The sequence below is a fragment of the Thermophilibacter gallinarum genome, assembly GCF_014982725.1.
GTDB classification, from domain to species: domain Bacteria; phylum Actinomycetota; class Coriobacteriia; order Coriobacteriales; family Atopobiaceae; genus Thermophilibacter; species Thermophilibacter gallinarum.
Window position 1 is genome coordinate 674450 of record NZ_JADCJZ010000001.1, and the last position, 26609, is coordinate 701058.

24 protein-coding genes and 1 riboswitch are annotated in these 26609 nt (G+C 69.8%); of the genes, 15 read left to right on the plus strand and 9 right to left on the minus strand.

What is annotated here, in order from left to right; all coding sequences use genetic code 11:
* Positions 1-77 precede the first annotated feature (77 nt).
* Positions 78-249, plus strand: a riboswitch (Lysine riboswitch).
* Positions 250-301: 52 nt separating this feature from the next.
* The 5 genes from INF26_RS03160 (at position 302) to fucO (ending at position 5367) form a co-directional block, all read left to right on the plus strand.
* Positions 302-1549 carry a diaminopimelate decarboxylase family protein gene (locus INF26_RS03160; protein WP_193529260.1) on the plus strand — a complete coding sequence of 416 codons (1248 nt, stop codon included), beginning with the start codon at positions 302-304 and terminating at the stop codon, positions 1547-1549.
* 54 nt (positions 1550-1603) lie between these two features.
* Positions 1604-2494 (plus strand): 4-hydroxy-tetrahydrodipicolinate synthase, encoded by an 891-nt coding sequence (dapA, locus tag INF26_RS03165; protein WP_193529261.1) that lies wholly within the window; start codon positions 1604-1606, stop codon positions 2492-2494.
* Positions 2487-3206 (plus strand): 4-hydroxy-tetrahydrodipicolinate reductase, encoded by a 720-nt coding sequence (dapB, locus tag INF26_RS03170; RefSeq protein WP_193529262.1) that lies wholly within the window; start codon positions 2487-2489, stop codon positions 3204-3206. The genes dapA and dapB overlap by 8 nt, the downstream gene beginning before the upstream one ends.
* A gap of 24 nt (positions 3207-3230) precedes the next feature.
* Positions 3231-3932, plus strand: coding sequence for a 2,3,4,5-tetrahydropyridine-2,6-dicarboxylate N-acetyltransferase (gene dapD, locus INF26_RS03175; RefSeq protein ID WP_193529263.1), 702 nt, complete (start codon positions 3231-3233; stop codon positions 3930-3932).
* 271 nt (positions 3933-4203) lie between these two features.
* A complete protein-coding gene (gene fucO, locus INF26_RS03180; RefSeq protein ID WP_193529264.1) occupies positions 4204-5367 on the plus strand; it encodes a lactaldehyde reductase in 1164 nt (387 codons plus the stop codon).
* A 136-nt stretch (positions 5368-5503) separates the two neighbouring features.
* Here the strand turns inward: fucO and INF26_RS03185 are convergent, their stop codons facing one another.
* On the minus strand, positions 5504-6334 hold the full coding sequence (locus INF26_RS03185; protein ID WP_193529265.1) for an HAD hydrolase family protein: 831 nt from the start codon (positions 6332-6334) through the stop codon (positions 5504-5506).
* A 118-nt stretch (positions 6335-6452) separates the two neighbouring features.
* On the opposite strand from INF26_RS03185, the gene INF26_RS03190 reads away from it, so the two are divergent.
* From INF26_RS03190 to INF26_RS03200, 3 genes are all read left to right on the plus strand, one after another.
* Entirely contained in the window at positions 6453-6755 is a 303-nt protein-coding gene (locus tag INF26_RS03190; protein ID WP_193529266.1) for a YerC/YecD family TrpR-related protein, read from the plus strand.
* A 260-nt stretch (positions 6756-7015) separates the two neighbouring features.
* A complete protein-coding gene (locus INF26_RS03195) occupies positions 7016-10204 on the plus strand; it encodes a PD-(D/E)XK nuclease family protein (RefSeq protein ID WP_193529267.1) in 3189 nt (1062 codons plus the stop codon).
* Positions 10201-13719 carry a UvrD-helicase domain-containing protein gene (locus tag INF26_RS03200; RefSeq protein WP_193529268.1) on the plus strand — a complete coding sequence of 1173 codons (3519 nt, stop codon included), beginning with the start codon at positions 10201-10203 and terminating at the stop codon, positions 13717-13719. Before INF26_RS03195 ends, INF26_RS03200 begins: the two co-directional genes overlap by 4 nt.
* Before the next feature lie 30 nt (positions 13720-13749).
* Here INF26_RS03200 and INF26_RS03205 read toward each other — a convergent pair whose 3' ends face one another.
* The 4 genes from INF26_RS03205 to INF26_RS03220 form a co-directional block, all read right to left on the minus strand.
* The gene (locus INF26_RS03205; protein WP_193529269.1) at positions 13750-14475 is read right to left on the minus strand and encodes an ABC-2 transporter permease; all 726 of its coding nucleotides are present in this window, start codon (positions 14473-14475) and stop codon (positions 13750-13752) included.
* A complete protein-coding gene (locus INF26_RS03210; protein ID WP_193529270.1) occupies positions 14475-15365 on the minus strand; it encodes an ABC transporter ATP-binding protein in 891 nt (296 codons plus the stop codon). The genes INF26_RS03205 and INF26_RS03210 overlap by 1 nt, the downstream gene beginning before the upstream one ends.
* A 35-nt stretch (positions 15366-15400) precedes the next feature.
* Positions 15401-15769 (minus strand): GntR family transcriptional regulator, encoded by a 369-nt coding sequence (locus INF26_RS03215; protein ID WP_193529271.1) that lies wholly within the window; start codon positions 15767-15769, stop codon positions 15401-15403.
* 373 nt (positions 15770-16142) lie between these two features.
* Positions 16143-16553, minus strand: a complete 411-nt coding sequence (locus INF26_RS03220) for a helix-turn-helix domain-containing protein (protein WP_193529272.1) — start codon at positions 16551-16553, stop codon at positions 16143-16145.
* A gap of 222 nt (positions 16554-16775) precedes the next feature.
* Between INF26_RS03220 and INF26_RS03225 the strand changes: the two genes are divergently transcribed.
* The gene (locus INF26_RS03225) at positions 16776-18173 is read left to right on the plus strand and encodes an FtsX-like permease family protein (RefSeq protein ID WP_193529273.1); all 1398 of its coding nucleotides are present in this window, start codon (positions 16776-16778) and stop codon (positions 18171-18173) included.
* A gap of 22 nt (positions 18174-18195) precedes the next feature.
* Here INF26_RS03225 and INF26_RS03230 read toward each other — a convergent pair whose 3' ends face one another.
* Positions 18196-18783: a hypothetical protein gene (locus tag INF26_RS03230; protein WP_193529274.1), complete on the minus strand. Its 588-nt coding sequence runs from the start codon at positions 18781-18783 to the stop codon at positions 18196-18198.
* A 163-nt stretch (positions 18784-18946) separates the two neighbouring features.
* On the opposite strand from INF26_RS03230, the gene INF26_RS03235 reads away from it, so the two are divergent.
* Entirely contained in the window at positions 18947-19849 is a 903-nt protein-coding gene (locus tag INF26_RS03235; protein ID WP_332307292.1) for a DMT family transporter, read from the plus strand.
* On the opposite strand, the gene INF26_RS03240 is transcribed toward INF26_RS03235, so the two are convergent.
* On the minus strand, positions 19824-20147 hold the full coding sequence (locus INF26_RS03240; RefSeq protein WP_193529275.1) for a DMT family transporter: 324 nt from the start codon (positions 20145-20147) through the stop codon (positions 19824-19826). The genes INF26_RS03235 and INF26_RS03240 overlap by 26 nt on opposite strands.
* A gap of 361 nt (positions 20148-20508) precedes the next feature.
* Between INF26_RS03240 and INF26_RS03245 the strand changes: the two genes are divergently transcribed.
* Complete coding sequence (locus INF26_RS03245) at positions 20509-21336, plus strand: TipAS antibiotic-recognition domain-containing protein (RefSeq protein ID WP_193529276.1); 828 nt, start codon at positions 20509-20511, stop codon at positions 21334-21336.
* A gap of 187 nt (positions 21337-21523) precedes the next feature.
* Positions 21524-21907: an MmcQ/YjbR family DNA-binding protein gene (locus INF26_RS03250; RefSeq protein WP_193529277.1), complete on the plus strand. Its 384-nt coding sequence runs from the start codon at positions 21524-21526 to the stop codon at positions 21905-21907.
* Between the two features lie 2 nt (positions 21908-21909).
* Here the strand turns inward: INF26_RS03250 and INF26_RS03255 are convergent, their stop codons facing one another.
* Positions 21910-22410: a hypothetical protein gene (locus INF26_RS03255; RefSeq protein ID WP_193529278.1), complete on the minus strand. Its 501-nt coding sequence runs from the start codon at positions 22408-22410 to the stop codon at positions 21910-21912.
* 59 nt (positions 22411-22469) lie between these two features.
* Positions 22470-23174, minus strand: a complete 705-nt coding sequence (locus INF26_RS03260; protein ID WP_332307293.1) for a DNA alkylation repair protein — start codon at positions 23172-23174, stop codon at positions 22470-22472.
* 210 nt (positions 23175-23384) lie between these two features.
* On the opposite strand from INF26_RS03260, the gene INF26_RS03265 reads away from it, so the two are divergent.
* The 3 genes from INF26_RS03265 to INF26_RS03275 all read left to right on the plus strand — a co-directional run bounded on the left by INF26_RS03265 (position 23385) and on the right by INF26_RS03275 (position 26575).
* Positions 23385-24575, plus strand: a complete 1191-nt coding sequence (locus INF26_RS03265) for a Fic family protein (protein ID WP_193529280.1) — start codon at positions 23385-23387, stop codon at positions 24573-24575.
* A gap of 112 nt (positions 24576-24687) precedes the next feature.
* Positions 24688-25401: a response regulator transcription factor gene (locus INF26_RS03270; protein ID WP_193529281.1), complete on the plus strand. Its 714-nt coding sequence runs from the start codon at positions 24688-24690 to the stop codon at positions 25399-25401.
* The gene (locus INF26_RS03275; protein ID WP_193529282.1) at positions 25391-26575 is read left to right on the plus strand and encodes a sensor histidine kinase; all 1185 of its coding nucleotides are present in this window, start codon (positions 25391-25393) and stop codon (positions 26573-26575) included. Before INF26_RS03270 ends, INF26_RS03275 begins: the two co-directional genes overlap by 11 nt.
* The last annotated feature ends 34 nt before the right edge of the window (positions 26576-26609 follow it).

A 26609-nucleotide genomic window follows, 5' to 3' on the forward strand; every position in this document is an offset into this window, starting at 1 on the left:
TTCGAGCCTACCGCATTACGCGATGTTTCAGGTTTGTTTTTCGCCTTGTGGGTCGTACGGGGCGATGGTAGGCTACCCACATCGATAGAGGAGCGGACACGAAGGGTCCCGGAGGAGCCGGCGGGCGCTGATCCCGGGACGAGGCGAGGTCCGCCGAACTGCCAAGCCGGGCGCGGCGCGGCGGTGGGCCCGCGGGAAAGACCCTCGGGACTGTCTGCGAGAAGAACTCGCAGGTGCGCTATCCTTGCCGGACGCACGTCCGCCCCGGGGCCGCGCACCTGCACGGCGAGCGAGGGGTGTCATGCAGAAGCGTCCGTTTGTCACGCGCGAGAGGCTCGAGGCCATAGCAGCCGAGCATCCCACGCCGTTCTACCTCTACGACGAGGCAGAGATTCGCCGCCGCGCAGCCGAGCTCAACGCCGCCTTCGCCTGGAACCCCGGCTTCAAGGAGTACTTCGCCGTCAAGGCCACGCCCAACCCCGCCATACTTCGGGTCCTCGCGGAGTGCGGCTGCGGCTGCGACTGCGCCACGGGCGTGGAGCTTTTGCTCGCCGACCGCGCGGGCGTGACCGGCCGCGACATCATGCTCTCCTCGAACGACACGCCCGACGAGGACTTCCGCGCGGCGGACGAGCGGGGCGCGATCATCAACCTGGACGGGCCGGACATGGTGGCCTGCCTTGCGCGCGCCCTCGGGGGCCGCGTGCCGCGCACGGTGTGCTGCCGCGTGAACCCGGGCGGGACCTTCGAGAGCTCGAACGGCATCATCGGCTCGCCGGCCGACTCCAAGTTCGGCATGACGCCGGCGCAGCTCGAGGCCGCCTTCTCCGAGCTCGCCGCCCTGGGCGTGGAGGAGTTCGGCATCCACGCGTTTCTCGCCAGCAATACGCAGGTGAACGACTACTATCCGCGTCTCGCGCGCCAGCTCTTCGAGATGGCCGCCGACCTCTCCGCGCGCCTGGGCGTTCACATTGGCTTCGTCGACCTCTCCGGTGGCATCGGCGTGGCCTACTATCCGGATGACACCCCTTGCGACCTGGCCGTCATTGGCGAGGGCGTGCGCCGGGCGTACGAGGACGTGCTCGTGCCCGCGGGCATGGGCGACGTCGCGGTCTTCTCGGAGCTCGGCCGCTGGATGCTCGCGCCGGCGGGCGCGCTCGTAACCCGCGTCATCCACGAGAAGGTCACCTACCGCGACTACCTGGGCGTGGACGCCTGCGCGGCCAACCTCATGCGCCCCGCCATCTACGACGCGTACCACCACATCACGGTGATGGGCTCCGAGGGCGCGCCGTGCACGCGCCGCTACAGCGTGGTCGGCCGGCTCTGCGAGAACAACGACCAGTTCGCCCGCGACCGCCTCATGCCCGAGTGCCACGTCGGCGACCTGCTGTTCATTCACGACGCGGGCGCCCACGGGCACTCCATGGGCTACAACTACAACGGCGCGCTGCGCTCCGCGGAGCTGCTGCTGCGCACGGACGGTTCGGTCGAGCTCATCCGCCGGGCCGAGACGCCCGCCGACTACCTGGCAACCCTGGACGTGTAGCGTGCAAAAGTGCCTGTCCCCTTTGCACGCGGACTGAAGAGAAGAGAGGCAACCATGGACATGACCAACCTTACTGGATCGATCGTCGCGCTCGTCACCCCGTTCACCGAGGACGGTGCCGTCGACTTCCCCGCGCTCGAGCGCCTCGTGGACTTCCACCTGGCCAACGGCACGGACGGCATCCTCGTGCTCGGCACCACCGGCGAGTCCTCCACGATGACTGACGAGGAGGACTACGAGGTCGCCCGCTGCGTCATCGAGCGCGTGGCTGGCCGCGTCCCCGTGATCGGCGGCGCCGGCTCCAACGCCACCTTCGAGTCCGAGCGCAAGGCCGCCGGCCTGGTCAAGCTCGGCATCGATGGCCTGCTGCTCATCACGCCCTACTACAACAAGTCCAACGAGGAGGGCATCTACCGCCACTTCACGGCGGTCCTCGACAAGGTCGACGTGCCGTGCATCCTCTACAACATCCCCGGCCGCACCGGCTGCTCCATCAGCGAGAGGAACCTCGAGCGCCTGGCCGCCCATCCCAACGCGTGGGGCCTCAAGGAAGCCTCGGGCTCCATCAGCTACGCGACCATGGCCGCCCGCTACCTCTCCGACGACTTCCGCATGTTCTCCGGCAACGACGACATCGTGGTGCCGCTCATGAGCCTCGGCGCCAAGGGCGTCATCTCCGTGTGGGCTGACGTCGCGCCCGCCACGGTGCACCAGATGTGCGCCGACTTCCTCGCCGGCGACGTCGAGGCCGCCCGCCGCGCCCAGCTCGAGAACCTCGAGCTCATCCACGCCCTCTTCTGCGAGGTCAACCCGATCCCGGTCAAGTGCGCCCTCGCCGAGATGGGCATGATCGGCGAGCACTACCGCCAGCCGCTCTGGACGATCTCCGACGCGGGCCGCGAGCGCCTCGTGGCGGCCATGAGGGGAGTGGGTCTCCTTGGCTAGCGCGATCGTCATCGGCGGTGCGGGCCGCATGGGCCGCCTCGTGCGCGAGGAGCTCCTCGCCCGCGGCTTTGACGTGGTGGGCTCCTACGACGTGGACAACGTCGACGAGCTTGACGAGCTCGCGCCGGCGGCGGACGTGGCCGTGGACTTCTCCGCGCCCGCCTCTCTGCCGCACACGCTGGCCTACGCGCGCCGCACGGGCGCCGCGGTGGTCTCCGGCACCACGGGCCTCTCACCGGAGCAGCTCGACGAGCTGCGCGCCCTGGGCGAGAAGAACCGCGTGATCTGGGCGTCCAACTACTCCCTCGGCGTCGCGGCCCTGCGCCGCGCCACGGCGCTGGTGGCCCGCACGCTCGCCGGCTGGGACGTGGAGATCGTGGAGACGCACCACAACCAGAAGGCCGACGCGCCGAGCGGCACCGCCAAGGCCCTGCTCGCCGCCGTCGACCCGACGGGGGAGCGGCCGGTCGTGGGCGGCCGTGAGGGCATCGTGGGCCCGCGCGTCCCCGGCGAGATCGGCGTGCACGCCGTGCGCGGTGGTACCGTCGCGGGCACGCACGAGGTCCACTTCTTCGGCACCGACGAGGAGCTCTGCCTCACGCACCGCGCCACGAGCCGGCAGATCTTCGTCACCGGCGCCGTGGCCGCCGCGCAGCGCCTGCTCACGCGCGAGCCCGGCTTCTACGACTTTGATACCCTGATGTTCGGCTAGACGCACGGATCGAGAGGAACGGGTTTGAACGCACAGGAGATCATCGACTTCATCGCCAGCGCCCCCAAGAAGACGCCGGTCAAGCTGTACGTGCGCGAGAAGTGCGGGATGCGCCTGGACTGGGGCGACGCCCACGTCTACGGCGGTCGCGACGGCAAGGTCGTCTTCGGCGAGTGGGCCACCATCGAGCCCGTCCTTCTCGCCAACGCGGACTCGATTGAGTACGCCGACGTCGAGTGCGACCGTCGCAACTCGGCGGTGCCGCTGCTGGACCTGCGCGGGGTGAACGCGCGCATCGAGCCCGGCGCGATCATCCGCGACCAGGTGGAGATTGGCGACAACGCCGTCATCATGATGGGCGCTGTGATCAACATAGGCGCCGTGGTGGGCGAGGGCACCATGATCGACATGGGGGCCGTGCTCGGCGGGCGCGCGATCGTGGGCGCGCGCTGCCACGTGGGCGCGGGCGCCGTGCTCGCCGGCGTGGTCGAGCCCGCCAGCGCCACGCCCGTCGTCGTCGAGGACGACGTCATGATCGGCGCCAACGTCGTGGTGATCGAGGGCGTGCGCGTGGGTGCGGGCGCCGTGGTGGCCGCCGGCGCGGTCTGCGTCGAGGACGTGCCCGCCGGCGCCGTGGTGGCCGGCTGCCCGGCGCGCGTGATCAAGATGAAGGACGAGAAGACCGCCGACAAGACCGCGCTCGTCGACGCCCTGCGTGCTCTGTAGCGCCCACGAGCCGACGTCCTTCTCGCCCCCCGGCGCCCTCGTCGCCGGGACAGTGACGACTTTTGCCGCTCGCGAGCCCCCGAGGCGGGCCGCGGGCGGCATTTTCTGTCAGCATGGCGCGGCGTCAGGCCGGCCGAGGGCCCCAAGCGCCCCTTCGCCGACCCGATGCGCCGCCCGCGGAGAAGTTAGCCTGTCAACAACTCTCAAGGGGAATACTACGCACCGGACCACCGGCATTCCGGCACGAACACTCCCAAGGAGGGAACACAGCATGGCAGTCAACCGCTTCGTCCTGAACAACATCTCCTACCACGGCTCCGGCGCGATCAAGGAGATCCCCGGCGAGCTCGAGCGCCGCGGCTACAAGAAGGCCTTCGTCTGCTCCGACCCCGACCTCGTGAAGTTCGGCGTCGTGGCCAAGGTGACCGACCTGCTCGACGAGGCGGGCATCGCCTGGGAGCTCTACTCCGAGATCAAGCCCAACCCCACGATCAAGAACGTCCAGGACGGCGTCGAGGCGTACAAGGCCTCCGGCGCGGACTGCATCGTCACCATCGGCGGCGGCTCCTCGATGGACACCGCCAAGGGCATCGGCATCATCGTCGCCAACCCCGAGTTCGCCGACGTCGTCTCCCTCGAGGGCGTTGCCCCCACCAAGAAGCACGCCGTCTTCACCATCGCCGTGCCCACCACCGCCGGCACCGCGGCCGAGGTCACGATCAACTACGTGATCACCGACCCCGAGAAGGTCCGCAAGTTCGTCTGCGTCGACGTCAACGACATCCCCGACGTCGCCGTCGTCGACCCCGACATGATGGCCTCCATGCCCGCCGGCCTCACCGCCGCCACCGGCATGGACGCGCTCACCCACGCGATCGAGGGCTACACCACCCAGGGCGCCTGGGAGCTCTCCGACATGTTCCACTACAAGGCCATCCAGCTCATCTCCCAGCACCTGCGCGACGCCGTGGCCGAGGCCAAGAGCGGCGTCCCGGGCTCCGGCCGCGAGGGCATGGCGCTCGCCCAGTACATCGCCGGCATGGGCTTCTCCAACGTGGGCCTGGGCATCGACCACGCCATGGCGCACACGCTCTCCGCTCACTACGACACCCCGCACGGCGTCGCCTGCGCGATGCTGCTGCCGGTCGCCATGGAGTACAACAAGCCCGTCGTGACCAAGCGCCTGGCCGAGGTCGCCGTGGCCATGGGCGTCGACACCACCGGCATGACCGACGACGAGGCCGCCGACGCCGCGATCGCCGCCGTGCGCCAGCTCTCCGCCGACGTCAACATCAAGCCGACCTGCGACGGCCTCGTCGAGGCCGACCTCGACCAGCTGGCTGACGACGCCATCGCCGACGCCTGCTTCCCGGGCAACCCGCGCGAGGCCGACCACGCCGCCGTCGTGGAGCTCTTCCGCAAGGTTATGGCGTAACACGCATCGCCGACGGGTAGGCGCCCGGCCCCTTTGCACGCATGCTGCTTCGCGCGTAGCGCTCAGAAAGCATGCTTAGCAAAGGGGCCGGGCGCCGTCGGCTTGGTATTACGCTGCCGAGAAGGACGGCAAGCCGTTACGCCCTGCGGGCGGAGAGGACGGCGTCGATTACCTGGGCGACGCCGCGGTCGTTGTTGGAGGGGGCGCGGAACGCGGCATACCGCTCCATGCGCTTCTCGGCGTTGGCCATGAGGTAGCCGTGGCCCACGCTGGAGAGCATCTCGGAGTCGTTGTCCGTGTCGCCGAGCGCGATCACGTCGTCCACGGAGATCCCCAGGTATGCGCAGAGCCGCTCGATGCCCGTGGCCTTGGTGACGCCCTCGTTCATGATGTCCAGCCACACGTCGCCGCCGCACGTGAGCGAGAGCCCCTCGCCGAAGGCCGGCGCGTACACCTCGTCGAGCATGGCCGCGGAGTTGGCCTCGGGGAAGAAGAGGGTGTACTTGTTGACCTCTACCGGAAGGTGGTCGAGCGAATCGACGTACTCGATGTTGTGGTAGAAGGTGCGGAAGAACGCGTCGTGCCCGCGGTCCTGCCGGCGCACGTAGCATGCCTCGAGGCCGCAGATCGTGGGGATGCCGTAGCCGTGCCCCAGCGTGAACTCGGTGAGGCGCTGGACGATGTCGGGGTCGATGATGCTCTTGAAGACCACGTCCTCGCCGCAGACCACGCCGGCGCCGTTGTCGGTGATGAAGGCCATGTGGTCCCACAGGCCGGGGAACATGTCGCGCAGCGTGTAGAGGGGCCGACCGCTCGCCGCGGCGAAGAGCGCCCCCGAGTCCTCGAGCGCGCGGATGCGCTCGGGCATCCCCTCGGGCATCGAGCCGTCGTCGGCGAGCAGCGTGTAGTCCATGTCGCTCGCGACGAGACGCACGTCGCGCAGGTCGTCCTCCAGGTAGCTCCTCACGGGCCCTCCGTCCCCTCGTGGTGTCTCCCGCATAATTCTAGCGCGTGGTCTGGCGCCCGGGCGCTTTAATGCGCTAAAGTGGATGGGCAGCGATCGCGCGAGACGGCGAGGAGGGGACATGGCGGAGCTCGGGGGAGTCGGCGAGGCCGAGAAGAGGCGTCTGCTCGAGGCGCTCTGCTCGCTCGGGTCGGCGGAGGAGGCGGAGGCGCTGCTCTCCGACCTGTGCACCCCGCGCGAGATAGAGGATCTCTCCCAGCGCCTGGAGGTGGCCACGATGCTCGCGGCCGGCGCCTCCTACGTCGACGTCTCCCGTGCGACCGGCGCCTCCTCGACCACGGTGAGCCGCGTCTCCAAGTGTCTCAACGGCCCGACCGGCGGCTACCGCCTGGTGCTCGGCCGCCTGGACGGCCCGCGCGGCTGAGGCCGGCCGTTCTTCTCGCCAGGCGGCGCCGTCCGACCCGTTTTTCTTGCCTCGCTCGAGTTGTGCACGAGTTAGCTACGTCTCTGGCCCTTCCCCTCTTGCGTTTGCGCAGTTGGCGAGAAGGACCGCGCGCCTGCGAGTGCCCTAACTCGTGCACAACGTGAGTCCTCGCCGCGGGCTCCGGGAGCGTCGTGCGATTTCTGTCCGGTACCCGGGGTAGGGTAGGATGTGACGAGAAGCACCTCACGTCGGGAGACCCCATGCCACCGAGCGTCCTCACAGCAACAGACGAGCAGCTAACCTCACCCGAGCTCCTGTCCCGGGTGCGGGACGCGCTGGCCTCGTGCGGGCGGGCGGTCGTGCTCGTGCCGAGCTTCGCGCAGGCGCTCGACGTCCAGCGCGCGCTGGCCGAGCAGGGCCTCTCGCTCGGGGTCACCGTGAGCACGCCCGCCGCCTGGGCGGCCGAGCGCTGGGAGGTCTGGGGGGACGGCCGCCGCCCCGCCGACGGCCTCTCGCGCGACCTGCTCGCGGCGCGCGCGCTCGAGCGCGCGTGCCGTCGGCCGGACACGCCGCTCACCGACACGCCCGGCACCGCGGCGCTGCTCGCCGACCTCGCGCGCACGGGCCTGCCGTGGCTCGCGGAGGCGGCCGACGCCGCGCCGGAGGGCACGACCGAGGCGGAGCGCGCGATGGTCGGGCTCGTGGCCGGCCTGGGCGAGGACCTGCGCGTCGCGGGCCTCGTCGAGACCTGCGAGGTGATGGCCGAGCTGCCGCGCGTCCTCGCCGCCGCCGGCGTCGCGGTCCCCCCGGTGACCTTCGCGGGCTTCACGCACATGGCCCGCGCCGAGCGCGCCCTTGTCGAGGGGCTTTCCGAGGTGTTCGACGTCGCCGTGGTCGAGACCGCCGCCTGCGGGCGCGACGCGTGCCGGGCCGAGGAGCTCTCCGACCTTCTCGACGGGCTCTTCCGTCCGGTCGAGCGCCCGCTCGAGCCCACGGGCGCGGTGCGCATGATCCTGCCGTCCGGCCCCTCCGCCGAGCCCGAGCTCGTCTGCCGGGAGGTGGCGGGGCTCGTCGAGGAGGGCTGCGCGGACGTCGTCGTGGCCACGCCGGACGTGTCGCGCGCCTGGCGCGACCTGTCGCCGCGCCTCGCCGCGCGGGGAGTGTCCGTCCGCGCCCAGCTCACGCGCCCCATGGCGGAGCTGGAGCCGGGTCGCGCCTTCCTCGGCTACGCCCGCAGCGTCGCCCGGCTCGCCGAGCTGGCCCGGACCTGGCCCGCCGCGGAGCCGGTCCCGGACGCCCCGCGCGCCGGCACCGTCCGCGTGGAGCTGCGGGACATGTCCTGGTGGCCCCCGCGCGAGCTGTCCGACTTCCTGATCTCCGACATATCCCACATGGACGCCACGCGCGCCCGGCGCCTGGACGCCGAGTGGCGTGCCAACCGCCTGCTCGTGCCGCCCGTGCTCCTGGGTCAGCTGCGCTCCGAGCGCGTCGTCTCGCCCGAGGTCGCCGCCGCCACGCGCGAGCTGCTGCGCGGGAGGCTGGGCTCCGCCGCGTCCAAGCTGCTCATGCCCTATGCGCAGGGGGACGCCTCCGATTCTCCCGCCGCGCGCGAGGCGGTCATGGCCCTGGGCGCGGTGCTCGACGTCGCTCGCTCCCTGAAAGAGCTCGGCGTCACGGCGGACCCGGAGCAGCCCGGCGCCGTGTCCCTCGCGGAGCTCGTGGGGCTGGCCGAGGTCGCGCTCGGTCGCGCGGGCGTCGTGCTGCGCCCGGAGCGCCTGGCCGAGGGCGCGCGGGCCACGGTCCGCATATACGACCCCACTGCCGCGAGCCGCCTCGCCCCCGCCTCCGCGGACGCGCTGCTCGTGCTCGGGCAGACCTCGGTCGAGGCCGCCGTCTCCGAGCGGGACGACGTGCGCTCCCACGTCCTGCGCGCCTGGGGTGTCGAGGAGCCGCCGCGTGCCATGGAGCTCGAGCGCATGCGCTTCTCGGCCGTGGCTCGCGTGCCCCGCCGGGTGCTCGCGCTGGAGCGCACGCTCTTCGGGGCGGACGGCCGCGAGTGCTACCCCTCCGTCATGCTCTCCGAGGTCCTCGCCTGCTACGGGCTGGGTGCCGAGGCGGGGGCCGAGAAGACCGCCCGCGCGCTGGGCGAGGGGAACGTGCTCACGCGCTCGGAGGCCCTGCTCTCCGAGAACGCCGCGCCGACGGGCCGGCCCGCGTCCGTCGCGGGTGCGGAGACCCCGTCGGCCGCGGGGCGCATCGACGCGCGGGAGCGCGCGCTCGTCTCGCCGCCGCCCGAGGGGATGTCCCCTGAGACCACGCGTCCGCTGCTCTCCGCATCCCAGATAGAGAGCTACCTCGAGTGCCCCTACAAGTGGTTCAGCCTGCGCCGCCTGCGCCTGCGCGACGCCGACGCCGGCTTCACGGGCGCGGAGATGGGCACCTTCGCCCACCGCGTGCTGGAGGTGAGCCGCTCCGAGCTCGTTGCCCGCGCACGTGAGCGCCTCGAGGGAGGGCACGCGCTCGCCGACCTGCGCGCCGCGCATCCCGACGCGATGCAGCGGGAGGACTACCGCGAGGAGGTCGGCTGCCTGCTGGCGCGCGCCCAGGAAGCGCCGGGCGAGCGCCTGCCGGGCTCCGCGGTGTCCGCCGGCGAGGGTGGCGCGGACCCGGAGGAGGCCCGCGCGGTGCTCGGGGAGGAGTTCGACGCCCATCTCGCCCATCAGTACCAGCTCGTCGGCGGGCGCAGGCCCCTGCCCCAGGCGCTCGTCCCGCACCTCGCGCGCGAGCTCGGCCAGCTCGAGGGGCTCCGCCGCGACCTGGGATCGCTGCTCGACTTCGAGCGGGGCATGCTCACGGGCTTCGAGCCCCGCTTCTTCGAGTGGGGCTTCGGCCGCGGCGGCGCGCCGAAGGTCGAGTACGCGGGCGTCCTGCTCACGGGTACGGTCGACCGAATCGACGTGGACGCGCACGGGCAGGTCGCCGTCATCGACTACAAGCACAAGTCCGACGTCGGCTTCGCCAAGGAGTACGACGCCTTCCCGTCGGGTCGCCCGGACGGGTCCTTCTCGCTGCCCCGGCGCGTGCAGTCGCTCATATACGCCCAGGTCGTGCGGCGCGCCTTCCCGGACCTTACGGTCCGTGCGGCTCTCTACCTCTGCACCAAGGGGGCGCACGCCCTGGCCGGCGCCGTGGACGAGAACCTCGCGGATGTGGTCTTCGGCGAGCGGCGCCTCTCGCGCACGCGGACCGCGTCCGTGTCGGTGCCGCGGGGCGAGTCCTTCGGGCGCGACGGCGCGGGCGGCATCGAGGCCCTGCTCGACGCCAGCGAGGAGGCCATCGCCCGCAAGATGGAGCGCCTCATGGCGGGCGACATCGAGGCCGACCCGCTCGACGCGGAGGCCTGCCAGTTCTGTCCGGTGCTCAACTGCGAGAGGAGGCTGCGGAAGTGAGCGGAACGCTTGACCTCTCGAGCCTGAACGACCGTCAGCGTACGATTGCCACGACTCTCGACGCGCCCCTGTTCGTGGAGGCGGGCGCAGGCTCGGGCAAGACCTTCACCCTCACGCAGCGCATTGCCTGGGCGCTCTCGCCGGGCTCCGGTTCGGGCGGAGCCCCGTTCCTGGACGGCTTGGACCAGGTGCTCGTCATCACCTTCACCGAGGCAGCGGCGCGCGAGATCAAGGAGCGGACGAGAAGGACCCTGCGCTCGGCGGGCCTCGCCGAGCAGGCGCTCGCCGTCGACGATGCCTGGATCTCCACGATTCACGGCATGTGCTCCCGCATCCTGCGCCGCCACGCCCTCGACCTGGGGCTGGACCCGGCGTTTGCCGTGGTGGCGGACTCGGCGCAGACGGCGCTGTTCGACCGCGCCATGGACGAGGTCATGCGCGCGGCGCGCTCCGACGACGCCTTCGCGCCCGCCCTCGCCGAGTACGGCCTGGGCATGAGGGGCAAGAGCGGCTACACGGGCGCCATGGGCCTCGTGGAGACGATGGTGGAGGCCGGCGCCTCGTGCACCGGGGGCGTGAGCTCGCTCTCGCCCGAGGCCGTTGGCGCGGACTCGCTGCGCGAGGCGCTGGACGCGTTCACCATGCGCATGGAGGAGCTCGGCGCCTGCAAGCTCACGCCTGCCGCGCGGGGCAAGGTCGACCCGGCGCTCGAGGCGCTGCGCGACTTCGCGTGCCGCCCGCTGCGCGAGCGCACCCCCGAGGCGGTCCGCGACCTGCTCGAGGGCATGGCCATGCCCACCGCGAGCGGGGCGCTCAAGGAGGCCGTCAGGTCCGCCAAGGCCGCGCGGGCCCTCGCCCTCGCCGAGGCCCGCTTCTGCGCCGCCGCACCGCACGCGGGCGCGCTCCTCGAGCTCGCCCGCCGCGTCGAGCGCCGCTACCGCGAGCTCAAGGTCGCCGAGCGCTGCCTGGACAACGACGACCTCGTGCGCGAGGCGCTTCTCGCCGTGCGGGACAACGACGAGGTGCGCCGTGACTACGCGGGGCGGTTCCGCCTCGTCATGGTGGACGAGTTCCAGGACACCGACGAGACGCAGCTCGAGCTCATCGGGCTTCTCGCCGGGGGCGACGGCGCACACCTGTGCACGGTCGGGGACGCCCAGCAGTCGATCTACCGCTTCCGCGGCGCCGACGTCGGAGTCTTCCGCGCGCACGGCGAGAAGGTCGACGAGGCCGGGACCGTCCGTCTCGACACCAACTACCGCAGCCACGCGGACGTGCTCGCGCTCGTGGAGCGCGCGTGCACGGGCGGGGACGGCACGGCACCCGGCGTGCTCGAGGGCTTCATGCACCTCGACGACTGCCCCACGCGCACGGACGGGTACCGGGCGCGCGACCTCCCGCGCATCGACGTCGAGGTGTGCTCCGGGCGCGGTGTGGCCGGCCGTCCGAGCAGGCACCAGGTCGCGACGATGGCGGCGCAGGTTGCGGACGCCCTCGCGACCTACCGCGCCCACGGCGAGCGCGCCGGTGACATGGCGCTGCTGCTGGGCGTGACGACCAACGCCGAGCTCTACATCGACGCGATCCGCGCTCGCGGGATGGAGTGCGTGGTGACGGGCGGCTCCACGTTCACCTCGACCGACGAGGTCAAGGTCATGTGCGCCCTGCTGCACACCCTGGCGAACCCCGCCGACACGCAGTCGGGCCTCTTCCCGCTGCTGGCGAGCGAGATGTTCGGACTCGACGCCAACGACTTCTGCGAGCTGGGGTCGCGGACCCAGGAGAAGCTCGACGCACCCACGAAGCGCGGGATCGACCGCGGCATGGCCACGATGGAGTTCTACGGCGGCCACGAGCCGTCGATGAGGCTCGCGCGGGCGCACGAGGTGCTCGGGCGGGCGCTCGAGCAGGTGCGCTGGCGGCCGGTGGCCGACGTGTGCCTGGACGTGGCGCGCGACTCGGGCTGGCTCGCCCGCCTGGAGGCCGAGGGGACGGAGGGCCGCGCCCGCGCGGCCAACGTGCTCGCGGCGGTGCGCTACGTGCGCGACCTCACCGAGGGCCTCGGGCTCGGCGCCGCCCGCGCGGCGACGGAGTTCGACGCGTGGCTCCGGGTGGCCAAGGTGCCGCCCGCCTCGCTCGCGGGCGACGACGGCGCCGCGGGCGACGGCACGGTCCGCGTGATGACGATCCATGCCTCCAAGGGCCTCGAGTTCGGCGTCTGCGCGGTTGCAGAGTGCTGGTCGCGCCCGCAGTCCGACGCCACGCTGGCGCTCGGGCCGCTGCGTGGCGGCAGGCGCTCCTTCGTGCTGCGCCCCCGCGACGACGAGCACAAGCTCTCCGCGCTCCTCGGCGAGATCGACGCCGAGGAGCTGGAGCCCGGCGCGGGCGGCTGGGAGGCCATGCCGCTCGCGGCACGCTACGCGGCCCTGCGCGCCGAGGACGCGGCGGCGGACGCGCGCGAGCGGGCGCGGCTGCTCTACGTGGCCATGACGCGCGCCCGCGAGGCGCTCGTCCTGGGCGTCAGCGCGGCGAGCGGCAAGGAGGGCGTGCCGTCGTCGGCGCTCGCCGCCGGGACGCTCGAGGCGCTTCTCGGCGACCCGTGCGCCACGAGGGCGGGGGAGACCGAGCTCGACTACGGCGGCAGCGCCCCCGCGCGCCTGCGCTGCGTCGAGGTGAGCACCGAGGGCAGGGGCGCCGACAAGGCCGTCACGGCGAGCTCCGGCGGCACGCTCGGGGGCTTCGACGGGCCGCTCCCCGAGCGCGCGGCGGACGCGGTGCGCCCGGGCGTCGCGGGCGAGGAGGCGGCCGCTGGGGAGGCGGGCGTCGGGACGTTCGCGCTCTACGAGATGGTGCCGCCCGCCGCCCCGCCCACGGGTTACTGGCGCGCCCGCGCGGGCGTCTTCAGCTACTCGAGCGTCCACGCCCAGCTCGCGCCCCCGCCCGCACCCACGCGCGAGCAGCGCGCCGCGGAGGCCGCCGGCGAGGCGGACGCCGAGGACGCGGACCGCGCCACGAACCTCGGGTCTGCCTTCCACGAGCTCGCCCAGGCCATGGTGGAGTCCGGTCGCGCGGCCGACGAGGCGCGCGTGCGGTCGCAGGTGCGTCGCTGGCACCTCTCGCCGCGCGCGGAGGAGCGCCTGAGGGGCGCGCTCGCGCGCTGGGAGCGCTCGTCCGTCCGCGCCGAGGCGCTGTCGTGGCCGCTCGTCCGGGCCGAGGTGCCGTTCTTCCAGCCGCAGCAGGACTCGCCCCACGGCGACTACCTGGAGGGCGCGATGGACCTGCTGTGCACCGACGAGGCGGCGCACACGGCGCTCGTGGTCGACTACAAGACGGGTGACGCGGGGCTCAGCCCCGAGGAGGTCGGCGAGCGCCACGCGATGCAGGCGGAGTTCTACGCCGGCGTCCTTCTCGCCGAGGGCTTCGGGCGGGTCGAGTGCGCCTTCGTGTGCGTGGAGCGCGAGGACCCGGACGCGACCGGCGAGCCGCTGGTCGCCCGCTACGCCTTCGGCGCGTGAGGCGCCTCTCGTCCCGACCGTCCGGCGGCCCTAGAGCTCGCGCCTCTCGTAGAGCTTAAGGGAGACGACGGCGGAGATCGCCAGCGCCACAGCCGACAGGGCGACAAGAACCACACAGCCAACGGCCATGCCGACCGGCGTGTCCAGCGCCTCGAGCGCAGAGGAGACGAGCTCCATGCCCGGGATGCCGCCGTCGAGCATGCCGCTGTTGCCGAGGATGACCACGGGCACCACGAACAGCAGCACGATCACGGTGGGCAGGATCTGCGTGGCGCGCGTCTGGCCCAGGCGGAAGTAGAGCGGCGTCACCACGCTCGCCACGACGGCGCCGATGAGCAGGGTGAAGCAGGTGACGACGGCCATGACGGAGAGCATGTCGGGGTCAAAGGCGAAGGCCTCGCCGACCTCGCCGGGAAGGCCCGCCGCCGAGACGACGGCAGTCGCCGCGAGCGCCGCAACGAGACCTACGACCATTCCGAGCAGGCCGAACGTCACGATGGCGGCGTAGCGGCCGAGCACGACGTCGCGCCGGGAGAGCGGGAGCGTCAGCCGGAAGAGCTCCCAGTGGTTGAGCTGGTCGTAGGCGGCCAGGCCCATCGCGCTCATCATGAAGAACATGCAGGTGAGGGTGGCCGGCATCGCGAGCGGCGTCTGCATGCCGAGGCCGATGCACAGGCTCACGAGAAGCCCCAGGCCCACGAGCTGCCGTGCGTAGTCGCGGAAGATCGTCATCTCGAGGAGGAACGCGCGCTTCATTATCGGACACCGCCCTTCAGGGTGAGGGTCATGTAGTCGTCGATGGTCATGCGGTCGACCGGGATCTCCGGGAAGCTCTCCACAAAGGCAAAGCGGTCGGGGACGAGCACGTCGATGCCGTAGTCGTGGCGCAGGTAGCGCAGCTCGGCGTCCGGGACGACGCCTGAGTCCGCGATCTTCTCGAGGTCAGCCACGCGGCAGCGCGCGATGCCCATCTCGTCGGTGATGACGTCCTTGGGCAGGTCAAAGACGATGCGTCCGGCGTCGATGCACACGATGCGGTCCGCGATGCGCTCGAGGTCGCTCGTGATGTGGCTGCTCATGAGGATGGCGCGACCGGGCTCGGCCACGAAGTCGCGCAGGAGGTCGAGCACCTCGTCGCGCGCCATCGGGTCCAGGCCGGCGGTGGCCTCGTCGAGGATGAGCAGGCGCGCGTCGTGCGCGAGCGCGCAGGCCAGACTGAGCTTCATGCCCATGCCGCGCGAGAGCTCCTTCACCGTCTTCTTGGCGTCCAGACCAAAATCTGCGGTCAGGCGCTCGAAGCGATGCGCGTCCCAGGTGGCGTAGGTGCGCTCGTAGATACGGCCCACGTCGGCGACCTTGAGGTGCTCCGGGAGCGAGATCGCGTCAAAGACCACGCCGACCTGCTCCTTCACCGCCGCGCCGGACGCGCGAGAGAGCTCGTCGCTGGGCACGCCGAGCACGCTCGAGGTGCCGCCGTCGGTGGGGAAGAGGCCGAGAAGGGCTTTGATGGTGGTGGACTTGCCGGCGCCGTTCTGGCCGATGAAGCCCACGACCTCGCCCTCGTTCACGGTGAGGTCCACGCCTTCCAGCGAGAAGGCGCTGTAGTGCTTGGTGAGCCCGCGGGCCTCGATGAGACTGCCGCTCATGTGACGTCCTTTCTGCGCGAGGTCCTTCTCGCGCGTCACTCCAGTACCAGGGCGAACATCTCGGACAGCTCGTCGTCGGTGAGGCCGATCGTCCGGCCGCGCTCCACGGCCTTGGCGAGAAGCCCCTCGACCTCCCTCATCTGCTCCTCGCGGATGAGCTCGGCGTTTTCGCCGGCGACGTAGGTGCCCTTGCCCTGCACCGTCTCGATGAGCCCCGCCGCCTCCAGGTCCGCGTAGGCGCGCTTGGTGGTGATCGCGCTTACGCGCAGGCTGTTGGCGAGTGCCCGGATCGAGGGGAGCTGCTCGCCCTCCGCGAGCTGGCCCGTCACGATCGCCGACTTGATCTGGTCGGTTATCTGCTCGTAGATGGGCCTGCCGCTCGAGGTTGAGATGATGATGTCCAAGCCGTCATCCTTCCGTGCTGGCCCGCCAGGACGTCTCCCGCGAGCCCACCGTGTATACCCGGTAAGTACAGTATATACACACCTATACACAGTGCAAGCGAGAAGGACAAAGTTTTTCGCTGGAGGAACGTCCGGGAATTGGCGGCTTTCCCGCGCAACGGTTGGCGGCCGTCCGGAAATCGGCGGTGTTCCCGTCAGGCGAGAAGAACGGGTCCCGGAATCGCCGACCTTCTCGCCCGGGCGTCCCGGAATCCTGGGGATTCCCGTACTGAGCGAGTGCTGCGGCGGGAAAGGCCGCCGATTCTGGGACGCGCTATCGGCCCAGACGGAGAATCCCCGCGTTTTCGGGACGGGGAGAAGACCGCCCTTCTCGCTACTCCGGATCGGGGGAGTGTATGAGCTGGACGAGCGCCAGGCACGCGACGCCGATGCCGAGAAGCCCGAGCGCGTTTCTCGGCTCCACCTCGTCCATGACGGTGAGCGCGGTCACTCCCACGCCCATCGCCAGCGCGACCGCCTTGAGGACGAGCTCTACGAGCGCGGGCACCTTGGAGGGCGCCGGCTCCTCCTGCGCCGCCGTCTTCACCTCGAGCAGCTCGTCCACCGAGGTGCCGAGCACCTCTGCGAGCTTTGGCAGCGACGCCACGTCCGGAAACGACAGGTTGCGCTCCCACTTGCTCACGGCCTTGTCCGTGACGCCCATCTGCTGGGCGAGCTCGAGCTGCGTCAGGCCCCTCTCCTTGCGCAGTGCGGAGATGGTGGCGCCGAAGGTCTGCTTGGTCATGATGGTCCTTTCGCTGGGGTCCGGCTGGCAGGGCCATCGTCACGCGATGCCGCCCCGCGCTCAACCGACCGCCAGTTGAGTTGGCTCGACCGTTGGTAGAGTAGCAGTTTACGGCAGATAACCTTGCGAAACCGTTAGGGGAGCATAAGCCCGGGCGATGGCGCGCCGGGCGGGCGAGAAGGACGATGGGGCTGTCACTGATGCCGGCCGGAAGGAGCCGCCATGCCCGTCACCCTGCGCGTCGCGCTCGGCAACGTCTCGCGCTGCGCACGCGACTACTCGGTCTACCTCGTCACGCTCGCCTTTGCCACGTGCCTGCTCTACGCGTTCAACGCCTCGGGTGACTACCTCCTGGCGATGCCGCTCACGGGCCCGCAGCTCGAGGTCATCCACAAGGCGCGTGACGTCACGGGCGCCTTCTCGGTCTTCGTGGTGCTCGTCTTTGCCGTGCTCGTGGCCTATGCCACGCGCTTCATCGTGCGGCGTCGCTCGCGGGAGTTCGGGACGTACGCGCTGCTCGGGATGCGTGCGCCGGCGCTCGCGGCGATCCTTGCGGCGGAGGGCATGCTCGTGGGGCTCGCGGCGCTGGCGGCGGGGCTCGCGCTTGGCGCGGCGGCGTCGCCGGTCTTCGGCGCGGTGGCGGCATTCGTCTTCGGCGTGCCGTGGCGGCTCGCCTGGTCCTTCTCGCCCGCGGCCGCGCTCGACGCGTGCGCGTGGTTCGCCGGGATCGAGGGGCTGGCAATCGTGCTCTCCGTGGTTGACGTGCTGCGCCGGCCGCTCGTGGAGCTCCTCGAGCACGACCGCGCGCCGGAGCGGCTCGCGCTGTCTGGCCACCGCGGCGTGACGCGCGCGCAGGCGGTACTGGCCGTGGTCCTTCTCGCCGTGGTGTGGGGCTCGTGCGTGGTCCAGCCCGGTCTCTTCGTGCTCGCGATCCTGCCGATGGGGTGGGCGGCCTACGTGGCCACCTCGCTCGTCTTTCGCCTGGTGGCAGTTGGCGTGCCAGGACGGGTGCGTCGGGGTGCCCGCTACTGGGAGGGGCTGCGCGCCTTCACGTTGCGGCAGGTGGAGGGCCACGTGTCCACGGGGTGCCAGGCGCTCTCGTGCACCTGCGTGCTCGTGGCGTGCGCGGTCTGCATGATCTGCGCGGGGCTCCTGTTCTCGGTGGGGCGGCGCGCGGCCGGGCTCGCGGACCCGGGAGCGCTCTCGGAGGCGTCGCTCGCGCCGATCGGCTACGTGGGGATCTTCTACGGGGAGGCGTTTCTCGTGGCGGCCGCCGCGGTGCTCGCGCTGCAGCAGGTGAGCCAGGCCGCGGACGGGCGGCGTGCCTACGCCACGCTCACGGCGCTCGGGGCGGACGGGCGGGAGGCGCGCGGCGCCGTGTACGCGCAGGTGGGCGTTGCCTTTGCGCTGCCGGCGGCGCTCGCGGTGGCGCACGACTGCTTTGGCCTCATGCTGGTGCGCCAGCTCGCGGGCGGCGTGCCGGACGAGGTGTTTCTCGCCGTCGCGGCGTGCTCGGTCGTGGGCACGCTCGGGCTTCTCGCCCTGTACTACCTGCTCTGCGTCCGCGAGTGCTCGCGCGTGCTGCTGGACGGGGGCGTGCATCCGAATGCCGGCTCCTGACAACGCGCGGTCAGTCGTGGGGCTACTGTTCGGAAATCGGACTGTCCTCCGGGGCGTCCCCATCGTCCTTGTACGGCGACTTGGAGCCCGCGCTGATGCTCCGCGTGACGATCTCGTCCTCGTCGCGCCCGGTCGCCATGCAGTAGACGAGGAAGACGAGTCGGACGCCGAGGTTCAGGAACAGCAGGGCGAAGATGAAGCCGAGCCCGCCCATGACTACCTGTTGGATGATCGACGTCGGTCCGACGATGAGAACGAATTTCACGGTGTCGAGCACCCTGAGCGCGAAGGCTGCCGCCGCGATCGCGACGATGACGCGCGCGGGCAGCCAGACGCGGCAGACCGCCTGGAGCGACCTGATGGAGCTCATGATGAGTATCGCGAAGACGAAGAACGCCACGCCGAAGCCCGCGGCGCAGCCGAGCGTGAAGCCGAGGTCGAAGGGCTGATCGTTCGCCCGTGTCCCCGCGAAGCCGACCGCCGCGCCGAACGCCATGCCCAGCAGCGCGAATATGACGTACACCACGACGTCGAGACGCCTCTTGCCGCGGATGACGTCACCTGCGTACTGCATCTCGTCGGACGTGGGCAGCCTTGCGAACACAGCCATGCGGAGCATCCTTCCCTAAGGGTGCGCCTAGGGTAGCCGCACGGCGCGTGCCGTGCGTAACGAGCCGGTAAGCGCTCTGAAAGGGTTTGTGGCGCGGTCCCGTGGGAAAGGACGGTATCGTAGCCATAGGACAGGCCGCTTGGAATCGGGGAGGCGTTTGCGCGTGGGGTCCGGTCGAACAGGACGAAGCGTCGCCTTCGCGCTCGCCGCGGCGGCGCTCTACGCGCTGAGCACGCCGTTTTCCAAGGTGCTGCTTGCCGATATCGCGCCGAACATGATGGCGGCGCTGCTGTACCTTGGCGCGGGCGCCGGCATGACGGCGCTTTCGCTCGCTGACGGTGTGCGCGTCGAGCGCGGCGAGGCGCGCGGACGGTCCCTCGAGCGGGCGGACGTCCCCTACGTGGCTGCGATGGTCACGCTCGACGTAGCGGCGCCTCTGCTGCTCATGGCCGGACTCTCCCTCTCGTCGGCGGAGAGCGTGTCGCTGCTGAACAACTTCGAGATCGTGGCGACCGCCCTTGTCGCCCGCCTCGCGTTCGGGGAGCGGGTGGGGGCGCGTGCGGCAATTGGCATCGGTGCCATATCCCTGGCGTGTTTTCTCCTGTCTTGGGACGCGGGCGCGTGGGGGTTCTCCGCCGGCTCGCTTCTCACGCTTGCGGCATGTCTGTGCTGGGGCATCGAGAACAACTGCACGAACAGGCTGTCGGACTGCGATCCGGTCAAGGTCGTCGTCATCAAGGGGTGGGGCTCGGGTGCCGGCGCGCTCGCCGTGGCGCTCTGTGCGGGAGACGCCCTGCCGACGCTCGTTAACGCGGGGCTTGCGCTCCTGCTCGGGTTCGTCTCGTACGGGTTGTCGATCGCCTGCTACGTGCGCGCCCAGCGCGACCTGGGGGCGGCACGAACGAGCGCGTTCTACGCGGTGAACCCCTTCATTGGCAGTGCGCTGGCGTTCGCTCTGTTCCGCACGCCGCTTGCGCCGACGTTTGTCCTCGCGCTCGTTCTCATGGCGGTCGGCACATGGCTCGTGGCACCGCGAGATCCTAGTGCGTCTCGCCCACCAGCTTGAGGCCGACGACGCATGCCACGAGACCCGCGATGAGCAGGATCTTTGCCCATGAGAACGACTCCGCGCCGGAGACGACGCCCCATGCCACCGTGAGCGCGGCGCCGATGCCCACCCAGACGGCGTAGGCGGTGCCCAGCGGAATCGTGCGGACGGCGTGGCTGAGGCCGAGCATGCTCGCCGCGAGCGCGACGAGAAACACGATTGAGGGGACGGGCTGTGAGAAGCCCTCGGAGCGGTCGAGGGCATGGGCCCACACGGCCTCCATCGCGCCCGACACGACCAAGATGACCCAATCCATGGCAACCTCCCAGATAGATGCGCCGTCTTTGCGATTCTGGTACGGCTGCCCTCGTCAGAGACCCGTTGGGTCTGGGGCATCGTAGCACAGGTGGCTGCCATGCCTCAAAAGAGGTTTGGGTTCATGTTTTAGCGGTTTCGCGAGTATCCGCTTGCAGAAGCGCAGGTAACAGCCTCGCGTTTTCGCGTTGCCGCCTCATGGTGAACCCAAACCTCGAGAGGGCGGTGTTCGCCCCCTTGCTTTGTGCCGGGTGGATGGCGGGCAGTTTGCCGGCGAGCAGCTGCGCAACGGGCTGTTTCTTGTGCGGCGTCGTCCGCGCGGCGACAATGGCCTTACCGAAAGACCTGAGCAGGGGGGACCTATGGCCATCAAGGACGTCATCGCCGCCATCCGTAAAGAGGCGGGCATCACGCAGGAGGAGATGGCGCGCAGGCTCTACGTGACGCGGCAGGCCGTCAGTCGCTGGGAGCAGGGCGAGACGACCCCCGGGATCGACATGGTCAAGCTCATCTGCGTCACCTTCGGCGTGCCGCTCGAGCGCTTCTTCGACATGCCCATGAGCTACTACTGCCAGTGCTGCAGCATGCCCATCCCCGACGAGGAGATGCACGGTACCGAGGCCGACGGCTCCAAGAGCGCGGACTTCTGCAAGTTCTGCTATGACCACGGCGACTTCACCGCCAAGGGCATGACGATGGACGAGTTCATCGAGGCCACGGCCCCCATGGAGGCCAAGGCACTCGGCGTCTCCCTCGACGAGGCAGTCTCGCTCATGGCCACGCTGCTGCCGCACCTCAAGCGCTGGCGCGAGGTTGCCGAGAACGAGGCGGCCTATGGCGAGGAGGTCCGTGCTGCCTACGGCGACGAGGTGGTGGACGTGGCCAACGAGAAGTACGTGGCGATGGGGGAGGCTGCGCACCTGCAGGCCGAGGAGCTGGCGCTGGCGATCAACGAGCAGCTGCGACGTGCGATGGAGACGGGGGATCCGTCTGGTCCGGAGGCGCACAAGCTCGTGGCGATGCACGGCCACTGGCTGCGCATGTACTGGCCGGACGGCCTCTACACGCCCGAGGCACACAAGGGCCTGGCCGACGGCTACGTCTCCGACGAGCGGTTCCGCGCTTACTGCGAGAAGGTGGCCCCGGGTGCCGCGCAGTTCCTGCGCGACGCGATCCACGCGTGCGCGTGATATGCCTAGGGGTCGTGTCCTGGTCCTAATAGGACGTGTGCCCTTTCTTATTCGGTTATCGGTCCTTGTTCTCTTATACCTAGCAAATTGCAAGATATTTACTTTTGCTAGGACATCCTAGTAAAACGAGCTATCGGCGGCACGCCCGGTATAATCGGGGCGTGAGTCCAGCCGAAGGAGACGCGTCATGGACCTCTCGCACATAGACGCCCACCTGCTCTCGCGATCCGGCACCACGAAGGCCCTCCACGAGAAGTGGGGATGGATGGTCTACTGGGTAGGCGGCAGGCAGTTCGCCTGCGAGTTCACTGCCTCTCCCGACGCGAAGCCGCCCTACGCGGGGCGGCACCTGCTGTCGCTCAAGTGCGACCCCGACCGCATCCTGGAGCTGCGCGCCGAGCACCCGGGCGCGGTGCTCCCCGGCTACTACTCCGACGGGCGCACGTGGGTCTCCGTCGACCTTGACGCCGACCTGCCCGAGGGGCTCGTGCTCGACCTCTGCGACATGAGCTACAGCCTCGTCTTCTCCAGGCTGCCCAAGCGCGTGCAGCGGGAGATTTCCGGCGAGTAGCGCTACCTCGCGAGCGCGCGCAGCGCGTCGGCGGCGGCCTGCGACGTGAGATAGAGCTTGAGGCCGATGGGGCTCACCTCGAGTCCCACAACGGGCGACCCCTCATAGGTGGTGACCTCGAGCCCCTTGTACTCCTCGAGGTCGTCGGCGCTCTGCCCGAGCTTCTGCGTCTCCGGCTCCCACAGCTCGAAGACGTACTCTGCGTCGGCGTCCGGCTCCTCGGCTAGGCCGCTCTCCTCGGAGAATGGCTCGAAGGTGTTCTCGATCTCCGTCTGGTCGGTCACCTCGCGAATGATCTCGCCGGTCTGGGCGTCCCTCACGACGAGGCGGCAGACCTTGCCCCAATCGACGTCCGAGAGCGTGTCGGCAAGCTCCTGCGCCTGCGAGGCGAAGTCCTCCGCCTGGTCGGCGACGTCGTCGAGGCCGGGCAGCCCGAAGCACCCCGTGAGGGGCAGCGCGATGCTCGCAGCGAGCAGGGCGGAGATGACTGTGCGGACTCTCATGAATCTCCCCTCGACGTTCTTCTCGCTCATTCTATTCCCCAACTCGGGGCTCTGTTGCGTCAAACCTTGAGCGACTGCAGGTACGCCTTCTGCTCAGGCGCGATGCGGCGGCTCTCGCGCGCCTTCTGGAGCGCCTTGTTGTGCGTCCATACGTCGAGGGCGATAGGCCGCCGCTCGAAGAGGGGAAGGGTCGCCTCGGGCTGCTTTATCAGAGCAAACGAGAAGTACCAGGCGCGCGCCATGTTGACGTAGTACTCGGGGCGATTGATGCCGGCGACAAGGGCGAGGTGCTCCGGCTCGAAGGCGTCGTCCAGGAAGAGCGTCATGAGCTGGACCACCCCAAAGCGCACCGTATACTCCGGTTCGTCAGCGACCCAGCCGTGGATGCGCTCGAGCACCGCCGGCAGGTCATGCTTGAAGGCGGGGACGCGGATGAGGTCGCAAGTTGCCCAGTTGTCAACGAAGGGGAGGAAGGCGTCGAGCAGCTCGAACGCCTCCGCGGGCGTCTTTGCCATCCGGCCGATGAGCTCGCCGTGCAGGTTGTTCTCGTCGTAGGTCTCGTGCGGGAGCACCGCGAGGAAGGCGCGCGTCTCAGCTGGCTGTTCGCGTGCGAGCCTGCGGGCGTAGTCGCGCAGTGCCGGCGTGCGCACGCCGAGGATGCGCGCGGGGTCGACGGTCGGCACGAGCTTCGCTTGGAAGTCCCGATATGCGGGGTCGGCAAGCGCCTCGAGCTCGCGCCGGATGCGGGAGAACGTATTATCCACGAGTACGAACCTCTTCGACGTTATTCTTGACACGAACAAATGTTCTGATACACTGAATATATCACACATGGAGACAGCGCGTTAGGAACTCTCGTCAGTTTTGCTTCCGTAGTTTGCGATTAGCGGAAGTGAATTTGAATTCACTTCCTCTAATCGAGGTTACGAGAAGTAAAATGGAACCTACGACACGTCTGAACGGGGGTGGGGGACATGCTGTCGGCAGTCGGCTACGAGGAACTTCCTTGGTATATCGACCCGAACGAGAGGGACCTCATCCCCCGAAGTGCTCGCAGGAGGATATCGACGACCTACCAGGCGTCCATTCCAGCCTCCATTGCCAACCTCAGCCCAGCTGTCCCGGAGGCCATCTCCGCACGCATTGACGACCTGCTGATGAGGCTTGCTCGTTTCGACGAGGCGCAGGCTGCGCGTGGCTACGACCTGCCGGCTCTCCTGCTGCGAAGCGAGTCCGCAGCGAGTTCACAGATCGAGCATCTCACCTCGAGCGTCCGCAATGTCGCCCTTGCCGAGCTCTCGAATGACGCCCCAGCTAACGCGCGCATCGTTCAGGGTAACGTCGCGGCCATGCGTGAGGCGCTCAGGCTGCCGCCGGATATCTCGATCGCGCAGATCGAGGCCATCCATCGCTCCCTGATTGAGCCAACGGGCGCGTCGTTCGGAGGGGAGCTGCGCGACGAGCAGGTGTGGGTCGGCGGGACGGCATACAGCCCGCATGGGGCGCTCTTCGTTCCGCCCGTCCCAAGCCGCATCAAAGGCTGCCTTGAGGACCTTGTCGCCTTTGTCGGCAGGGACGACGTCAGTCCCATTGCCAAGGCGGCGATCGCCCACGCTCAGTTCGAGACCATCCATCCCTTCATCGACGGAAACGGACGCACGGGCAGGGTCCTTCTCCACCGCATCCTCAGGAACGAGGGCGTGCTCACGCGCACCACACTCCCCGTCTCCGCAGGCCTCCTCCATGACGTCGATGCCTACATGGAGGCGATCGAGGCCTATCAGGGCGGTGACTACCTGCCCATAGTGGAGAGCGTGTTGAATGCGCTCGAGCTCGCCCTCGTCATCGGCAGACGTGTCTCCGGTCTCATTGACGACGTGATGGAAGACTGGAGGTCCGTCATTTCCGAGCGCGTCGGGTCGGCCATCTGGCGCCTTCCGCCGCTGCTGGCAGAGCAGCCTGTAGTTACCATCGCATATGTCGCGGAGCACCTGGCAATCACTCCGCGTGCCGCTTCGACCCTGGTAGCGAGAGCGAGCGAGTATGGGATGCTACGCCCCCTGGGGTCGCGTCGGCGCGGTGACTTCTACCAGAGCGACGAGCTCATCGACGTCCTTGAGGAGATATCGAGCATGTCGGGCATTCGTCGCATGCTCGCGCGGTGATTGGTCACTCGGCGTGACGGGTGGAGCCGCCCGCCTCGGGCCCTTAAGCAAACGTTAGGAACTGCCGCGTTCTTCTCGCGTATCCTTGTGGCCGATACGAGGGGAGGGACGCATGGGCGCACGCGTGCTGGTGGTGGACGACGAGCCGGAGATCTGCGAGCTCGTTCGCGTCTACCTCGAGGCAGAGGGCTTCGATGTGGAGATGCTCGGCGACGGAGCAGCGGCGATCGCTCGCGTGACGGATGACGGCGCGCCAGCGCTCGACCTTGCGATCCTCGACGTCATGCTGCCCGGCGCGAGCGGCCTCGAGGTCTGCCGCGCCATCCGCGAGCGCCGCAGCTACCCGGTGATCATGCTCACGGCACGCGGCGAGCAGGCGGACAAGATTGCCGGCCTCACCCTGGGCGCGGACGACTACGTGGTGAAGCCGTTCCTGCCGCTCGAGCTCGTGGCGCGCGTGAAGGCGCAGCTCAGGCGCTACACCACCTACAACGCGGCGGGCGGGGCACATGGCGAGAAGGACGGCGTCATTGCGTGTCGTGGCCTCGTGCTCGACGTGCCGGCCCACGAGGCCACCCTGAACGAGCGCCCGCTCGCCCTCACGCCGACGGAGTTCTCCCTGTTGCGGATCCTACTCGAGGCGGACGGCGCGGTCGTCTCCGCGCGCGAGCTCTACCAGCGCATCTTTGGCGACGAGTACTACGAGCGCGGCTCGGGCTCCATCACGGTGCATGTGCGGCACCTGCGCGAGAAGATGGGCGACTCCTTCGAGGACCCGCGCTACATCAGGACCGTCTGGGGATTGGGGTACAAGATTGAGCGCTAGCGAGAAGAACGGCGGGGCGCGGCCAATCGTCCTGACCGTCGCGATGGTGGCGGGCGCGATTCTGGTCGCATCGGCGGCGTTCAGCACGGTCTTCGGCTTTGTGGACAAGGCCTGGAACGGCTCGTTCATGGACTGGCTGGCCCCGCAGATCCTGAACGTCAACAACCTGAACGAATTCGGCCTCTGGCCGGAGATGGTGCTGGACGTTTCCGGCACCAAGTACTTCTTCATGCAGCTGGGCATCTGCGGCATCGTGCTTCTCGCCGTGGGCTGCGCGGTGGCGGCCGTCCTCTCCGCCCGTCGCGCGCGCCGCGAGGAGCGCGCCCGTGCCGCAGAGCAGCTGCGCGTCTTTCTCGCCCACGACCTGGAGGCCCATGAGGCGTTCCCGCCCGGTTGGGAGGAGCTCGCGCTCGTCGCCGCCGACGCCAAGCGCGCCGCCGCGGAGCGGGAGCGCCAGCTCGCCGACGAGTCCGCGCGCAGGAGCGACCTCGTGACCTACCTCGCGCACGACCTCAAGACGCCGCTCACCTCGGTGATCGGCTACCTCTCGCTCCTGGACGAGGTGCCGGACATGCCCGAGGCACAGCGCGTCCGCTACACGGGCGTCGCGCTCGACAAGGCGTGCCGGCTCGAGCGCCTGGTGAACGAGTTCTTTGACATCACGCGCTACAGCCTCACGAACATCGAGCTCGAGCTCGCGCCCGTGGACCTCGCCGGGCTTCTCGTCCAGCTTGCCGACGAGTTCTATCCGGCGCTTGCTGCCCACGGCAACGTGGCGCGGGTGACGGTGGCGGGCACGGTGCGGACCGTCGAGCGGCCGGGCGAGCCGCTCGTGGTCACGGCCGACGCGGCCCGCCTCGCGCGCGTCTTTGGCAACCTGCTGCGCAACGCGATCGCCTACAGCGACGAGGGGACGCCCGTGGAGATCGGGGCGACGGCCGGGGAGGGGAGCGTCGTCGTCACCGTGTCCGACACGGGCGCGACCATCCCCTCGCACAAGCTCCGCGCGATCTTCGACCGCTTCTTCCGGCTGGACGGGTCCCGTGGGAGCGCCACCGGCGGCGCCGGCCTCGGCCTTGCCATCGCGCGCGAGATCGTGGAGCTGCACGGCGGAACCATCTCCGCAGCCAGTGAGAACGGCCGCACCACCTTCGCCGTCGAGCTGCCCGCGTGAGACAAAGAGACAAAGGGGACAGGTTCATTTGTCT